Origin of the sequence: Brevibacillus sp. NRRL NRS-603, assembly GCF_003013445.1 — a bacterium.
Taxonomy (GTDB): domain Bacteria; phylum Bacillota; class Bacilli; order Brevibacillales; family Brevibacillaceae; genus Brevibacillus; species Brevibacillus formosus.
Map to the genome: position 1 here is coordinate 154,661 of NZ_PXZN01000013.1, position 16,394 is coordinate 171,054.

General features: G+C 48.2%; 13 protein-coding genes. 9 read left to right on the forward strand and 4 right to left on the reverse strand.

Annotated features, from left to right (window positions below):
- Nucleotides 1–19 precede the first annotated feature (19 nt).
- Nucleotides 20–988: a GDP-mannose 4,6-dehydratase gene (locus C7R94_RS12610; RefSeq protein ID WP_106781594.1), complete on the reverse strand. Its 969-nt coding sequence runs from the start codon at nucleotides 986–988 to the stop codon at nucleotides 20–22.
- A gap of 126 nt (nucleotides 989–1,114) precedes the next feature.
- Complete coding sequence (locus C7R94_RS12615) at nucleotides 1,115–1,918, reverse strand: hypothetical protein (protein WP_233220539.1); 804 nt, start codon at nucleotides 1,916–1,918, stop codon at nucleotides 1,115–1,117.
- Between the two features lie 295 nt (nucleotides 1,919–2,213).
- On the opposite strand from C7R94_RS12615, the gene C7R94_RS12620 reads away from it, so the two are divergent.
- Nucleotides 2,214–2,924: a hypothetical protein gene (locus tag C7R94_RS12620; protein WP_106781599.1), complete on the forward strand. Its 711-nt coding sequence runs from the start codon at nucleotides 2,214–2,216 to the stop codon at nucleotides 2,922–2,924.
- 6 nt (nucleotides 2,925–2,930) lie between these two features.
- Here the strand turns inward: C7R94_RS12620 and C7R94_RS12625 are convergent, their stop codons facing one another.
- Complete coding sequence (locus C7R94_RS12625; protein WP_106781601.1) at nucleotides 2,931–4,667, reverse strand: phospho-sugar mutase; 1,737 nt, start codon at nucleotides 4,665–4,667, stop codon at nucleotides 2,931–2,933.
- A gap of 107 nt (nucleotides 4,668–4,774) precedes the next feature.
- On the opposite strand from C7R94_RS12625, the gene glf reads away from it, so the two are divergent.
- The gene (gene glf, locus C7R94_RS12630; protein WP_106781603.1) at nucleotides 4,775–5,896 is read left to right on the forward strand and encodes a UDP-galactopyranose mutase; all 1,122 of its coding nucleotides are present in this window, start codon (nucleotides 4,775–4,777) and stop codon (nucleotides 5,894–5,896) included.
- On the opposite strand, the gene C7R94_RS12635 is transcribed toward glf, so the two are convergent.
- The gene (locus C7R94_RS12635; protein ID WP_233220540.1) at nucleotides 5,897–6,703 is read right to left on the reverse strand and encodes a glycosyltransferase family 2 protein; all 807 of its coding nucleotides are present in this window, start codon (nucleotides 6,701–6,703) and stop codon (nucleotides 5,897–5,899) included.
- A 184-nt stretch (nucleotides 6,704–6,887) separates the two neighbouring features.
- Between C7R94_RS12635 and gmd the strand changes: the two genes are divergently transcribed.
- From gmd to C7R94_RS12670, 7 genes are all read left to right on the forward strand, one after another.
- Complete coding sequence (gmd, locus tag C7R94_RS12640) at nucleotides 6,888–7,856, forward strand: GDP-mannose 4,6-dehydratase (RefSeq protein ID WP_106781606.1); 969 nt, start codon at nucleotides 6,888–6,890, stop codon at nucleotides 7,854–7,856.
- A 279-nt stretch (nucleotides 7,857–8,135) separates the two neighbouring features.
- The gene (locus C7R94_RS12645; protein WP_106781609.1) at nucleotides 8,136–9,161 is read left to right on the forward strand and encodes an asparaginase; all 1,026 of its coding nucleotides are present in this window, start codon (nucleotides 8,136–8,138) and stop codon (nucleotides 9,159–9,161) included.
- Between the two features lie 81 nt (nucleotides 9,162–9,242).
- Nucleotides 9,243–10,913 carry a peptide ABC transporter substrate-binding protein gene (locus C7R94_RS12650; RefSeq protein WP_106781611.1) on the forward strand — a complete coding sequence of 557 codons (1,671 nt, stop codon included), beginning with the start codon at nucleotides 9,243–9,245 and terminating at the stop codon, nucleotides 10,911–10,913.
- A 73-nt stretch (nucleotides 10,914–10,986) separates the two neighbouring features.
- Nucleotides 10,987–13,062: a sigma-54 interaction domain-containing protein gene (locus C7R94_RS12655; protein WP_106781613.1), complete on the forward strand. Its 2,076-nt coding sequence runs from the start codon at nucleotides 10,987–10,989 to the stop codon at nucleotides 13,060–13,062.
- Entirely contained in the window at nucleotides 13,059–14,492 is a 1,434-nt protein-coding gene (gene pepV, locus C7R94_RS12660; RefSeq protein WP_106781616.1) for a dipeptidase PepV, read from the forward strand. Before C7R94_RS12655 ends, pepV begins: the two co-directional genes overlap by 4 nt.
- A gap of 15 nt (nucleotides 14,493–14,507) precedes the next feature.
- A complete protein-coding gene (locus tag C7R94_RS12665) occupies nucleotides 14,508–15,440 on the forward strand; it encodes an ABC transporter permease (RefSeq protein WP_106781618.1) in 933 nt (310 codons plus the stop codon).
- A 9-nt stretch (nucleotides 15,441–15,449) separates the two neighbouring features.
- Nucleotides 15,450–16,385, forward strand: coding sequence for an ABC transporter permease (locus C7R94_RS12670; RefSeq protein ID WP_206767995.1), 936 nt, complete (start codon nucleotides 15,450–15,452; stop codon nucleotides 16,383–16,385).
- The last annotated feature ends 9 nt before the right edge of the window (nucleotides 16,386–16,394 follow it).

Below are 16,394 nucleotides of genomic sequence, written 5' to 3' on the forward strand. Positions count from 1 at the left end.
AGTTCCCTCCTGATTTTTTCTAATCATTCGCTCGACGCAGCACAGAGCGCCAGTAATTCAATAAATCTTCCATCGTTTGCTGGAAAGAAATCTCGGGCTCCCATCCCGTCTTTTCTCGAAACAGCGAAGAGTCACCCAATACGATGTCTACATCAGAGGGGCGCAACCGATTGGTGTCTACGTGTATTTCTACCTGCACATCAGTCAAGGCCAGCAGCGTCTTTAACATGTCCTCGATGGTATAGCGGGTACCTGCGGATATATTGTATACATCACCTGGTTCGCCTCGCGTAATGGCCAACCAGTACGCTTTTACAATATCCCGAACATCCGTGAAGTCTCGAATCGCTCCGAGATTCCCAACGTGTACTTTTGGCTCTTGCAGACCCAGCTCAATTTGGGCAATTTGTTTGGCAAAATTAGAGGTCACATAGCTTTCGCCTCTTCTCGGACCCGTATGGTGAAATGTACGGGTACGGATGATCGCCAAACCGTAACTGTGATGATATTGATACCCGAGATAATCCTGAGCAATTTTACTTACCGCGTATGGATTGAGAGGACGGAGGGGATTGGTCTCCTTAATGGGGATTTCCTCCGGATAAACCAAACCGTATTCCTCACTGGAGCAAGCGATTTGAATCTTGCACGGAACAGCATGGCTGCGTACCGCCTCGAACAAATTTAACTGTGGCACTATATTGTTCACCATCGTATCTGCAGGCGAGAGCACCGAGGTGGGGACGAAGCTTTGTGCAGCCAGGTGAAAAATGAGATCAGGCTTTATCTTCTGGATGAGTTCACTTACAGATTGGGGGTCTTTTAATTCACAGTTTTCCATATGCACGCGGTCCATCAGGTGCCCCAGCTGCTCCTTTTTGGCAAGGGAGCGGAATGTGCCGTAAACATCCACATCTCCCCGCGACAGTAGATATTCAGCCAAGTGACCGCCGGCAAATCCCGTTACTCCGGTAATCAATGCCTTCATGAGTCGAATCCCCCCTGTCCATGATGCTCGTAGCGAAGGATGAACAGCTTAACATATTATGAATATGGAAAAACGTGAAAAAATGGCACGGCGCACAGCTCGTTTCCAAAGGGAATTTTAATGAGATCAGGGCTCGGCGCACACCCATTTGCATGTTGGATAGTCGAAATACATGAAATCGTCTGTGTTTGGGATGTCCTGTGAGCGAAAGGAGGGGATATATGCTTTTGCATGTCCTTGAAAATGTAGGGTATGAACCTTGATGTAATCCTCCTTCTCAGTGAATTTACAATAAAGAACACCAGCCTTTTGGTAAATTTTCTTTTTATTATCCAGGCTGTGGATTTGTGGAGTGAAGGGAGGAAATGGACAGTTCAGATTATGGTCAAAAAAACCAGCTGCGATCATTCCATACGTAGCACTGCGACGAAGGGCGTAATTGTGAAAAAGAACAAACAGTATCATATCTGACACGGGCAAATCTCCGTTTTCTTTCGCATAGTCAAGCAGGGTCTGGTAGTGAAGATGCTCGCGGAAAAATTTAGTCATGTAGTCGCATAATTGATCGAGCATACGCAAATCGCAGGTCGTTGACCACGTGTACTCAATCTCAAAATTAGAGAGGCTTGCGACGTCCAGTTGGCTAATATCAGTGTAGAGCATCACGTCAGAGTCGAAATACCAACAGCGATCAATACCTTGGCTCTTCATAAAATCACGCAAGACGAACCAGCGCAAAAAGCAGAACAAATTGTAAGTGTAGTCGTTCAGGGGGGAGGCGTGCTTGTAATGAGTGGAGAAGATTTGGGCACTTTGATTGTATTTACTCAATAGGTAATGCTCTATGTTATTGCTACAAAGATGTTTGTTTTCAGGATTTCCAATCAAAATAACACGAGAAGAAGGGTTGCTGGTTTTGGCTTGTTGCATGCAAATCCCGACATGCTCCTCATCATCTCTGTGAATAAACACGATGGGCAAACTCACGGTACACATCTCCTCTGTCTTTCAAAATGCCTGATAGGCTCCTATTGGTAAACTTTATCCTAATATATGTCCCGAGGAGGGCCTTGAAACGGCAGGCGCCTCTTACGTGGAACATTTTATATAAGAGGCATGCGAATAGCCTGTTTTTTGCTGCCTGTTCATTGAATGACCAATCATATCCACAAAATGAAAAATAAGATACATAAAAACGGTCATTGTGAATGGAGGCATGGAAAGAATGGATGCGTTAAACCGATATGAAAGGCGAGTGTATTCCCAAAATGGGGAAGACGGTATCATTGAAGAAATATTTTCGAGAATCGGAACCACGAGTAATCGCTATTGTGTAGAATTCGGTGTCGGGGATGGCTCGGAATGCATGATAAAAAATCTCGTCACGCAACATGGATGGAGCGGATTGGCTATGGAAGGCGATCTGAACTGTTGCCATAAAATGGCTGCCGATTATGCTGCCTATCCCCAGGTAAAAATCAAGAATGAGTTGACCACGAAAGAAAATATTGCTCGGTTACTCGAAGAAAATGGTGTCCCAAAGGAATTTGATCTGCTCTCCATCGATATTGACGGCAATGATTACTGGGTATGGCAAGCTCTTTCTGCTTACACCCCGCGACTCGTCGTCATTGAGTACAATGCGTCTTTTCCCCCTCCACAAAAAATGGTGATCGTGTATCAGCCTGATTTTAAATGGGGTGGCACGACCTACTTTGGTGCCAGCTTGAGTTCCTTGGCCATTTTGGGGACCCGCTTGGGGTATGCCTTGGTGGGGACAGATTCAAAGGGCGTCAACGCTTTTTTTGTAAGACGCGACTTGCTTCTCCAATCAGGTTTTCCCGAACGAACACCAGAACAAGCTTATCATCCTCCTCGTTATGGAGCAGTCGATGGGGGGCATCCACTTCAATACGGTCCGTACTTGGAAATCTAGTCTATGCTACAATCCGAGCACCTGTAAGACAGCTTGTTTCAAGGTAAAAATCCTTTCCTTGCTATCCTGCTCACTCGTTCCGATCACTCCGAAATAGATTTTGATTTTGGGCTCAGTACCCGATGGTCTGACACAAAACCACGAGTGGTCGTGAAATAAGTATTTGATTGTATCAGAAGCAGGCAAGGAAAGAGGGGTGTGTGTGCTGGTCTGGCAATCAGTCCGTATTCCGCTCAAATAATCTTCGATAGCCGTAGTGGTTAGAGAGGCGATCTGTGTGAGAGGATTTTTGCGAAGGAAAGACATCGTAGAGGATATTTTTTGCATACCATCCCCTCCTTTGCACGTAAAGGAAACCAACTCTTCTGCATAATGACCGTATCGGCTAAACAAGTTATTCATGGCGTCATGCAGGGTTTTGTCAAGTGATTTGTAATATGCGCACATGTCAGCAAGCAGCAAAGCAGTTTGTACGGCATCCTTATCCCGGACAAAATCGCCGATTAAGTATCCGTAGCTTTCTTCGTAACCAAATTGGAAGATGTATGCTCCACTTTTTTTATAGGCTTCGATTTTTTCGCCAATATATTTGAAGCCTGTCAAAGTGTCTTCTGTCGATACACCGAAGTCTGCCGCGATCGCTCTGCCCATTTCGGACGTGACGATTGTTTTCAATACAATGCCGTTTGTGGGGAGCTCCCCCTTTTTTTGTTTGGCATCCAGCAGGTAATGAAGAAGCAAGGCTCCCAACTGATTCCCCGTCAGGACGATGTAGTCCCCTGCCTGATTTTTGACGAGTACGCCGAGGCGATCTCCATCAGGGTCCGTCCCCATGATCATGTCAGCATCCACCTGTTTGGCGTATGAAATCGGTAATCGAAAGGCTTCAGGCTCTTCGGGATTAGGCGAGGCTACAGTCGAAAAGTTAGGATCGGGGACAGCTTGCTCTTCAACGACACTCACTTGTGTATACCCGAACAAATTCAGTCCACGTGTGATGGAGTCATGCGTTGTGCCGTGCAGGGGAGTAAAGACGATCTTCACTTGCTGACGAATGGCTGGAGATAAGTCCGGATGGACGCGCAAGTGCTGTACTTTTTCCAAATACGCCTGCAAGAGAGAATCGTCAATGTAGTGGAGAAGTCCATTTTTGTTCAGCTCTTGCTCATCGGCTGGGGTTATTTCGAGTTCATTTCCGGCGGCAACGATATGGTCCATCAATCGTTCGGCTGTCGCGAGTGTAATTTGCCCTCCATCCGCGCCATAAATTTTGTAGCCGTTATATTCGGGCGGGTTATGGCTTGCTGTAATGACAATGCCAGCACACGCACAAAAGTGGCGTACAGCAAAGGAAAGCAGAGGGGTAGGAGTCAGCTGATTGAATATACATGTAGTAATCCCGTACTGACCGAGAACTTTGGCGGCTTCCTTGGCGAACAACTGTGAATGTTTCCGTGAATCATAGGCAATGACGACTTTTTTGACCGCCTGATCCGGGTATGTTTCGAGCAAATAAAGAGCTAGCCCTGCGGTTGCTTTGCGAATCGTGTATAAGTTGATGCGGTTTATTCCCGGCTCCATGACCCCTCGCATACCTCCGGTTCCAAAGGCGATCGGGGCAGAAAAACAATCCGCAAGCTGCTTTTCATCAGCGTGCATGGCGGTTAACTGCTGACGAAGCTCTGGATCGAGGGATTCACACTCGTTCCAGCGTGTGTAGTGAGCGTGCCAGTTTGCATTCATGTACAATTCACTCCCGCGTGTAGAGTACGACATCATTTACTAGAGTATTAACGGAATGGTAAGTGAGTGAGTGGATGTGATTAAGACGGGAGGGTGTGAATAGTACCATGAAGGTGGATTGGCTGATTGTCGGAGCTGGATTTACGGGTGCTACACTCGCAGAGCGGATTGCCAATGAGCTAGATCAGAAAGTGTTGGTGGTAGAGGGGCGCAATCATATCGGAGGAAATGCCTATGATTGCTATGACGAGCAGGGTGTACTGATTCACAAATACGGTTCGCACACCTTTCATACGAATTCCAAGCTGGTCTGGGACTATTTGTCGCGTTTTACCCAGTGGCGGCCGTACTTCCATGAGGTGCGTGCCTATGTCGATGGCATAAAAATACCGTTGCCTTTCAATCTTAATGCACTGTCCGCTTTGTTTTCCCCGCAATATGCGCAGAAACTGGAGAGCTTACTGATCCGTCAATATGGATTCGGGGCGAAGATTCCCATTCTGAAGCTTCGGGAGAGTGCTCATGAAGAGCTTGTTTTTTTGGCTGAATTCATTTATCAAAAAGTATTTTACCGGTATACGATCAAGCAATGGGATTTGAAGCCGGAGGAACTCGATCAATCTGTTTCGGCAAGGGTTCCTGTGTATGTCAGCAGGGACAATCGGTATTTTCAGGACACGTATCAAGGAATTCCGTTGCATGGCTTTACGGCAATGTTTCATCGTATGCTCGACCATCCGAATATAAAGGTGCTACTCAATACGGACTATCAAGAAATCGCGGATGAAATCAGGTATAAACGAATGATTTACACAGGCCCGATCGATTCTTTTTTTGGCTATAAGCATGGACAGTTGCCTTATCGAAGCCTGCGCTTTCATTTTGAAACGCATCAAAAGGCATGGTACCAAGAAGTGGGGACGGTCAATTATCCCAATGAGTATGATTTCACCAGAATCCTCGAACAAAAGCATCTAACGGGTCAAGTCGCTCCTCACACAACGATTTCCTACGTATATCCACAGCCGTATTCACCTGGCGAAAACGAGCCGTATTATCCAATTCCTCGCAAGGAAAACAGCCAACGGTACAGCCTCTATAAACAAGAAGCGGAGCAAATGCGTGATCGGGTGCTTTTTGCGGGCAGACTCGCGGATTATCAATACTACAACATGGATCAAGCAGTGGCGCGGGCATTGACCTTGTTTAAGCAGATTGTCGCTGAGTAGTCAGGAAGGCTTTTCTTTCGGAATGAGCTCGTTCACATAGATCCATCCCTCGGGTGTGTACACAAAAACAGGCTCGTACTCGTCGCCCCACAGTTTCAAGATTTTCGTAAGGATGTACTTTCTTGCTTTTGTCCATTGCGGCCAGTTTTTTGTGTGGGAATTGTTGCTCTCGTGAATCAAATAATGATAGAGGTTCGCATCGACCCAGTGAATATCACCTGTTCCGATCAATTTTAATAACATGTACTTGTCATGAGAATACCTTCCCTGCATCGGATCGTCACATTCAAATCCACCGACATCACGAACCGCCTGTGTCCGATAAAAACGAGGCCAAACCATCGGAGCTTCCAAGTAGTAATACTTATCTTCATAGATCGGAGGCCGCATGATTTCGGACAGTTCTCGCGTTCCATCCACTTCCTTCCAAAAAACGGTGTTGGAGAACACGACATTCGTGGTTTCGGGCTGGCGTTCCATTTCATGCAACAAAATTTCTAAGGTCCTTTCGTCGAACCAGTCATCCGAATCAAGGGAGACAAAGTAGGGCGTGTCAATTCGTTCCAGAGCAGCAGCCATAGTTTTGCCGATCCCTGAATTCTCAGGGAGTAGCATGTAGTGAATGCGGGGATCTTCGAGATACTTTTTTACAATAGCTTGTGTGTGATCAGTAGAGGCGTCATCTACAATGAGGAGCTTCCATTCCTTGTGCGTTTGGTTCAACACACTTTCGATGGCTGTGGGAAGATACTTTTCCCGATTATAGGTTGGGATTACGACAGTAATGAGAGGCATGGCGGGTGTCACCTGCGTATCTCCTCCTTGATCAATGACAATGGTTTGCCTTCATTAGTTTATTTCGAACTTCTATTCTTGCCCCTATCCTGACAACTGAACGTATGAACACGGTCCGGCATAAGCTTAAGAGATGCTCATGGAACTTACCGGAATGAAGATTACGGCACAGCCTGAAGAAGGGGAGTAGAAGAGAATGAAAACAGCTTTCCTTACAGGAATTACAGGTCAGGACGGAGCCTACCTGGCAAAATTTCTGCTGGAGAAGGGGTACCATGTGGTGGGACTGGTTCCACGCCGGAGCACAGTGGACAGGTGGCGGCTGGAGTATTTGAACATCGCAGATCACGTAGAGTACAAGGAAGGTGACCTATTGGATGTGTCGTCATTGACGCGTGCGCTGAAGACGTGTAAACCAGAGGAAGTGTATCATTTAGGTGCGCAGAGCTTTGTCGGTTCGTCGTGGGAACAGCCTATTTTGACCGCGCAAGTAACAGGAATGGGTGTCCTGCATGTTCTGGAGGCGATTCGGGAAACGGACCCCGCCATCAAAATGTATCAGGCTTCATCAAGCGAGCTGTACGGATTAATTCAGGAGCCACAGCAATCGGAGCAAACGCCTTTTTACCCAAGAAGCCCATATGCAGTCTCCAAGCTGTTCGGCTACTGGATGACCAAAAACTATCGGGAAAGCTTTCAAATGTTTAGCACCAACGGCATTTTATTCAATCATGAATCACCTTTGCGTGGGCTCGAATTCGTTACGAGGAAAGTGACACATGCTGTCGCAAGAATTGCTGCGAACAAGCAAAAGGAACTGCGGCTGGGGAATATTCAGGCGAAGCGGGATTGGGGCTTTGCAGGCGATTTCGTAGAAGCGATGTGGCTGATGCTCCAGCAGGATAAGCCGGATGACTATGTCATTGCGACAGGAAAAACGTCGACAGTAGAAGAGATGTGCAAAATCGCATTCGATTATGTTGGGTTGAACTACCAAGATTACGTCGTGATCGATCCGGAATTGTATCGGCCAGCAGAAGTGGACATTTTGTTGGGGAATCCGGAAAAAGCGAGAAGAGAGCTTGGATGGACACCAAGAACGAAGCTGGAAGAGCTCATTCACATGATGGTCGACGCGGATATGCAGCGAGTTGCCAAACAATAAGAGGAAGGCTATTCAGGACACCCTATTTCCGATTGCGGGATCAAAAGGGGTGTTTTTCTTTTATTTGACCATGAAGGTAGCCTAATTTCTTAAAAGGACAACCTGTTAATGTTTATGGGGTAACTTATTTATCGCGTGGATTGTTATTATTGTCCCGCTACTTATTTATAAAATAGCAGAAAATTCAATATTGACTGTCACATCCTTTCGTTGGCACACTAATTGCTTACTGGAGAAAAGTACAATCATTCTACTATTCGCACTCAAAGGAGACTTGCTATGAACGTCGTTGCCAACGTATACCGGGGAGAACAGGTAGAGAGCTCACATCTTGGACATATCGCTGTCGTTGATTCGCAGGGGACATTGCTCTATTCGTACGGTGACCCCCATCGCCTTACCTATGCACGCTCCAGCATGAAGCCGTTGCAAACGATTCCGGTAATCGAGACGGGGACGGCAGATCGGTTTGGTTTTGAGCCGGCTGATCTCTCGCTCTGTTGTGCTTCTCACAGTGGAGAGCCACGCCATCGCACGCGGGCGCTCTCAATGCTTGCTCGAGCAGGTCAGCCAGAAGCGGCATTGCAATGCGGGACGCATGTGCCACGTCATGAGGAAAGCTACAAACAGCTGATTCGAGAGGGCAAGCCGCTTACACCCGTATTCTCGAATTGCTCCGGAAAGCACTCCGGCATGATCGCCACGGCGACACATATGGGGGAGGACGTAACTACCTATCATTTGCCAGAGCATCCGGTTCAACAGCGAATTCTCGAAGTAGTCGAGGACATAACAGGCTACCCCAAAGACAAAATCAAGCTCGGGACAGATGGATGTGGTGTTCCTGTCCATCAATTGCCGCTCGCCCATTACGCATGGGCATTTGCCAAGCTGGCGAGACCTGAGGTGATTGAGAATCCAGAGCGACGAAAAGCCGTTCAGCGTATTACGGATGCCATGACCGCTCATCCCGAAATGGTCGGAGGCGAAAATCGATATTGCACAGACCTCATGTCAGTCTTTAGCGGGCGTATCGTAGGGAAGGCAGGCGCCGAGTCGGTGTATTGCCTGGGCGATAGAGAAACAGGATTGGGCATTGCCATCAAAATCGAGGATGGAGGACCACGGGCGATCAATCCGGTCGTCAATGAAGTGCTTCGTCAACTGGGAATCGGTATGGACGGTCCATTGGAAGAGCTCTCCGAATATACCGACCCGCCGATTACAAACATGAGTGGCAACGTTGTTGGACGGATCGAGACTTCCTTTCGTCTCGCCAAGACAGATTTTTCTTTACGTGTATAAATGGCATTCCCAGCAGTGCCGTTTATTCATAAAGCAACAAAGGCTACATGTTGTGTAAAAAGAAAAAGGGGGTCACATGCAATGAACATGCGAAAAGGATGGAAGCTGCTTAGCACCGCTGCACTTGTCACTGTCCTAGCCATTACAGGTTGTAGTCAGTCGGCAGCGCCGACACAGCCAGCAGGGGGAGGTACAGCAGGTCAAGCGTCCACAGATACAGGTGGACAAGCAAATGTCGCTGCAAAACTCAAGCTCAACCTGAAGACAGAACCACCTTCGCTCGATCCGCCAAAGGGCTTTGACAGTACTTCCAACGAAGTGTTGAATGCCACAATGGAAGGCTTGGTCCGCCTGGACAAGGATCACAAGCCGCAAGCAGCCATGGCCGAGAAATGGGCAGTGAGTGAGGATGGGAAAACGTATACCTTTACCCTGCGCGATAGCAAATGGTCGAATGGCGAACCAGTGACAGCCCAGGACTTCGAGTTTGCGTTTAAGCGCATTGTCGATCCGAACAATGCATTCCCGTCTGCTTTCCTCGCTTATTACATCGATGGAGCAGAAGCGTTCAACAAAGGAACAGGAAATGCAGACGGCGTGAAGGTAAAAGCCGTAGACGAGAAGACGTTTGAGGTTAAGCTGAAGGCGCCAACAGGTTATTTCCTCCACATCCTGACACAGCCGACCTTCTTCCCGGTGAATAAAAAAGTCGTGGAGAGCAATCCGAAATGGGCGGAAGGCGCTGCAAGCATCGTAACCAATGGGCCGTTCAAAATGGAAGATTGGGTTCATGACCAATCCGTGAAGCTGGTGAAAAACGACGGCTACTGGGACCGTGATTCGATCAAATATGCGGGAATCGAATTTGTCATGGTCAACGATGAAAATACGCAATTCCAAATGTACAAAACAGGTCAGCTCGACATGATCCAAACCGTTCCCAATGATATGAAGAAACAGTTGATTGATTCTGGAGAAGCGAAGGTAGAGACGGAGGCGTCCATCTACTACTACCGGATGAACACCACAATGCCTCCATTCACGAACGCCAACATTCGGAAAGCATTTGCGCTGGCCATCGATCGCAAAACCTTAATCGATAATGTCGTTCAAGGGAAACAGATACCTGCCATGGCTCACGTGCCATTGGGCTTCCCGGAGCCAGACGGAGCGGACTTCCGGACAAAGGGCGGGGATTTCTTCAAGGATAACGATGTAGAGCAAGCAAAAGCACTGCTGCAAAAAGGGATGGAAGAAGAAGGCTGGACAACTCTCCCACCTGTTACCATGACGTACAACACTAGTGATGCGCACAAGGCCATCGCACAAGTTTTGCAGGAAATGTACAAGAAAAATCTCGGGGTAGATGTGAAGCTGGAAAATAAAGAGTGGAAAGTATTCCTTGCAGAACAACGTGCCCGCACTCTTCAATTCTCCCGCTCAACAATCCCTGCCGACTATGGAGACCCGGTCAATTACCTTGAGCTGTTCGTGACTGACCATCCTGGAAACCGTATCAATTACAGCAACAAAGAGTATGACGCACTGGTCGAGAAGATTCGCAACACAGCCGACGAACCCGAGCGCTTCAAGCTCATGCATGATGCGGAGAAAATTTTCATGGATGATATGCCACTCGTACCTATTTATTTCGGGACAAAAGTATTTATGGAACAGCCAAACATTAAAGGCATCGTTCGCCATCCAGTCGGCACGATTGACTACAAATGGGTAGAAGTCGGCAATAAATAGTACAATAAAGTGAAGATAAGAGCGAATATTCTTAAACGTTCTTGTCTTCACTTTACATCTTGGAGCGGCTGATATGGACAAAAAATCGATCATATTTATTGCGAGAATGGATGAGTTTCTACAGTCTGTCGTTAGTCAATATCATGAATTGGGAATCGGCGATGACATCCATGTCGAGGCGATGCGAGTCGACCAGCTACCGTTACGCCCTATCACACCTGGTGCTCTCGTCATTGTATCCACGAAAAGCATCGTCCCCCTTGTACAACCGTATGTGCCGAAAGAATCCAGCATCATCATTGCCAAGCGAATGCTGCCGTATCATAATTTGCGCGGCATGCTGGAAATCCCGAAAGGCGTGAAAGTGCTCCTCGTCAGTGACACCAAGGAGACTGCTGAAGAAAATGTGGAATTGCTGCGTGCCTCTGGGATGGATTTTGAACTGTATCCCTATTATCCAGGGGCTGACTATCCACCTGACATCGAGATTGCGGTAACGCCAGGAGAGGCAGAGCATGTCCCCTTTCATATTCGCAAGGTTGTCGATATTGGGTATCGGATCATTGATTTATCTACGTGGCTTGCCATCTACGCCCATTTTAAAAACGGCAATTTTCAAAAGGTGACTGCACGCGCCATGCAATCGTTGGTTGATATCACCAAAGAACTGAACAACGAGATTCAGCATGCGCATCTGTTGAGCAAATATTTGGAGGCCATCGTCAATCGGATCGAGGATGCGGTGATTGCCATGGATGAAAAAGAAAACATCCGTTTTGTCAATCAGAAAGCAATCGATACGTTGCAGATGGAAGGGAATGAAGTCGTCGGAGAGCGGGCGTCCAATTGCTTGCCTGCGAATTTTTATCAGTTGATCCGGCAGTGTGAAGAGAACAAGGATGTTTTGGTAGATTGGGCGAACAAAACCTACTTTTTCCGCAAAATGCACATCGTCATGGAAGGAAGCTTTCTCGGGAGTCTGCTCTTGTTTCGTCAGGCGGCAGAAATTGAAAAGCTGGAGCATGATTACCGCATGCGCCTTTACAGCAAAGGATTAGTCGCCAAATACCAATTTGATGATTTTTATGGGGAGAGTGCCCCTGTACAAAAAGTCATTCAGATTGCCCGCAAAATCGCCAGAAGCAACTCCACCGTGCTGTTGTTGGGAGAGACAGGGACAGGGAAGGAATTGCTCGCCCAGGCTATTCACAACGCTTCGCCACGCCGAAGAGAGCCATTTGTTGGGGTCAACTTCGCTGCCATATCGGAATCTCTTTTGGAAAGCGAGCTGTTCGGTTATGAAGAAGGGGCTTTTACCGGAGCGCGTAAAGGCGGACATATCGGCTGGTTTGAATTGGCCCACAAAGGGACCATTTTTCTCGATGAGATCGGAGATGCCAGCACCGCTATTCAAAACCGACTGCTGCGTGTATTGCAAGAACGTCAGATTATGCGCGTAGGCGGCAGCAAGATCATCCCGACAGATATTCGCGTCATCGCAGCAACGAATCAAGACTTGCAGCGGATGATTGGGGAAGGAGCCTTCCGTGCTGATTTGTATTATCGCCTGAATATCCTGCCGATTCATCTGCCGCCGCTGCGGAACAGACGGGAGGACATCCCGTGGTTGACTCATCAATTTATTAAAAAATATTCCTATGATTTGCGCCGCCCGCCATTTATGTTGACCAATGAAGCCATGCGGGCACTGCATGAGTACGACTGGCCTGGAAATATTCGCGAGCTCGAAAATGTGATCGAGTATTTAGCACACGTCGTAGAAGATGAAGCGTATCCGTATCATTTGCCGTTTCTGCGGGAAATACCGGCAGCGCCGTTGCCTGTAGACGGTCTACACAACGAATGTGAAAGTATCGTCACTGCATATATAAAACGAGGATTTTTGGATGAAATCACGGCTATTTTGCAGGAGCTGGGGCAAGGAAGCGGTGGACGCTATACGCTACTTGGGCAGTTGCAAGAAAGAGGCCACTCGGTTACTTTGCAGCAGCTGCGCTATCGCCTGAAGCTTTTGCAGCAGGATGAGCTGATTCAAGTGGGAAAAGGAAGACAAGGAAGTCAGATTTCCTCGAAAGGTGAGTCGTTTCTTGCCTATCTACATCGGATGAAAGCAGGGGAACGCATATGAACGATTACTGGAGGCAGCAAGCGCTTTTGCAAAGAGAGCAGTACCTGGATGATTTGAAAACCTTTCTTTCCATTAACAGCATCGAAGATATGACGACGGCAAAAGAAGGAAAGCCATTTGGTGAAGGTGTTGCCGAGGCGCTTGAAGCCATGCTCGCACACGGTGAGCAGGATGGCTTCCAGACCAAAAACCTGGATGGTTACGCAGGGACAATCGAGTTCGGAGACGGGGAAGAGGAGGTCGGCGTGCTCGTTCATATCGACGTCGTCACTGTAGGAGACGGGTGGACGACCCCGCCTTTTGAACCAAGCATTCGCGACGGACGCATTTATGCACGTGGAGCGATTGACGACAAAGGCCCAGCGATGGCTGCGTACTATGCACTGAAGCTGGTCAAGGATTCCGGCTTGCCACTGACAAAACGCGTGCGAATGATCATCGGAACGGATGAAGAGAGTGGATGGCTGTGCATGAAGCATTTTGCCGAGCATGACCGCATCCCGCCGATTGGCTTTTCACCTGATTCCTCCTTTCCGATGACACATGCCGAGAAGGGACAGATCAACCCGACATTGACGATTCCAGCGATGGAAGCAGTCGAACGAAATGGTGTGTGGCAACTAGCGTCATTTGTCTCCGGTGACCAGGGCAACAGTGTTCCTGAAAAAGCGGTCGCTCTTGTGCGGCTGGACTCTCAGGCACGGCAGGAGGTCGTCCTTTCTCGATTGGCGGAAGAGTGGGAAATGTTTCTGAATGAAAACCACACAACTGGTCGTATGGAACTGGTAGGGCTGGGACAATTGCAATTCGCGCTCGCAGGAAAGCCGGCTCATGGGATGGCACCATTCCAAGGCGTGAATGCGGGAACCTTGTTGGCTACTTTTTTACGCTCGTACCCGTTTGGTGGCTCCTGCTTGTCCTTCCTTTCGATGTTGGCTGATGTCCTGCATGAAGATTATTTTGCTCACCATCTACATATGGCTTGTGAGGATGAAGTGTCAGGCAAGCTGACGGTCAACGCAGGGATTTTGCATTACGATTCCAGTGAAGGGGGAACAGTTCGGCTCAATATACGCTATCCGGCAACAGTTTCCTGTGAGGAATACGTTGAGAAATTGAAGAAAAGGATTGCAGAGTTGGGCTGGACGATTTCCGCTTTGCGGACATCCAAGTCGCATTTTGTACCCAAAGATCACCCTGTGATCCAAACCTTGTCGCGGGTGTATGAGGAGCACACGGGAGAGCCAGCGACCCTTCTTTCCTCAGGAGGAGCTACCTATGCCAAAATCATGCCGTATGGTGTTGCTTTCGGCCCGCTCTTTCCAGACAAGGAATCCATGGCCCATCTGACTGATGAATATGCCGAGATCGACGACCTGCTGCGTGCCATGGCGATTTACGCGCATGCCATTTACGAGCTGGCTAAGTAAACGAGGAGGACTTCCATGTCAAACTATCTGGTAAAACGTATTTTGATGATGTTCGTCACCCTATGGATTATCGTGACGCTGACGTTTGCCTTGATGCATGCCATTCCGGGGAATCCGTTTGCCTCCGAGTCGGATCAGCTGCCAGAGCAAATCCTCAATAATTTACGTGCCAAATACAACCTGGACGAGCCGTTGCCTGTTCAATATATTTTATATCTGAAAAATCTGTTAATGCTCGATTTGGGCCCATCGATCAAATCAGACTCTCGTGGAGTCAACGACATGATTTCCGATGGCTTTGGTGCATCCGCGTGGTTGGGTGCACAAGCAATCGGGATTGCACTCCTCTTCGGAATAACATTGGGCATCATCGCAGCGCTCAATCGCAACAAATGGCTGGATTATGTGGCCATGGCACTCGCGGTATTGGGGATCGCAATCCCGAGCTTTATTATGGCACCGCTTCTCATCAATTTCTTTGCGATCAAGCTGACGATCTTTCCGGTAGCGACGTGGGGAACCTGGATGCATACGATTCTTCCGTCACTGGCGCTGGCCTTTGGACCGGTTGCGATTATTACCCGCTACATGCGCGCCAGCATGATTGAAGTCATGAACCAGAACTACATTCGTACTGCGGAAGCGAAAGGGATTCCCATGTTTATCATCGTCGTCAGGCACGGTATTCGCAATGCGATTCTGCCTGTTGTCACCTTTCTCGGACCTTTGATTGCCAGTTTGATAACGGGGACCTTTGTCGTGGAGAAAATCTTTGCAATCCCGGGCATTGGCAAGTACTTCGTAGACGGCATTTTCAACCGTGACTATCCGGTCATTTTGGGTACGACGATTTTTTACAGTGCGATTCTGATTTTTACCATTTTCCTGATTGATATCGCATACACCCTGATTGACCCGCGGATCAAGCTGACCAACAAGGAGAGATAAACTGTGGCGATGGAGCACAAAGTGGACCCGTTGTTTCGCCCGTTGGCGAAAAATATACAGGTGAATGTCATTGCAAGACCCAGTCTCAGCAATGGGCAGCAGGTCGTTCGGAAGCTGCTGAAAAACAAGCTGGCTATGCTTGGTCTTTTCATTATTCTCGCTTTAGTTGGCATGGCGATCATTGGACCGAATCTCGTGCCGTATAGTTATTCCGACCAGAGCTTGCTGACCAAAAATCAGGAAATCTCCTCAGAGCATTGGTTCGGTACGGATGAGCTGGGACGTGACATGTTTGCCCGTACGTGGTATGGGGCGAGGATTTCTTTGACGATTGGCATTGTCGCGGCACTCATCGACCTGGTCATCGGAGTGACAGTCGGGGGAATTGCAGGCTATATGGCAGGACGAGGCAAACGAGGGGATCGCATCGATACGATCATCATGCGCATTATCGAGATTTTGTATGGGCTGCCGTATTTGCTGGTCGTCATTTTGCTAATGGTCGTGATGGAGCCGGGAATGCTGACGATTATTATTGCTCTGTCTGCTACGGGTTGGGTCGGCATGGCGCGGTTGGTGCGCGGACAAATCCTGCAATTGAAAAATCAAGAGTTCATTCTGGCCGCACAAGTACTGGGAGCGAAGTTTTCACGAATTTTGCTCAAGCATCTGATTCCCAACACATTTGGCGTCATTATCGTCAATTTGACCTTTACGATTCCATCGGCTATTTTTGCGGAATCCTTTCTCAGCTTTCTTGGTCTCGGTGTACAAGCTCCCGTTGCCAGTTGGGGGACGATGACAAACGATGGCTTGGGCGTTATTTTGACGGGCGATTGGTGGCGACTGTTTTTCCCAGCATTGATGATCTCGCTGACGATGTTTGCCTTCAACGTATTTGGCGACGGTTTGCAGGATGCACTTGATCCGCGTCTACGCGATTAGAGACGACAG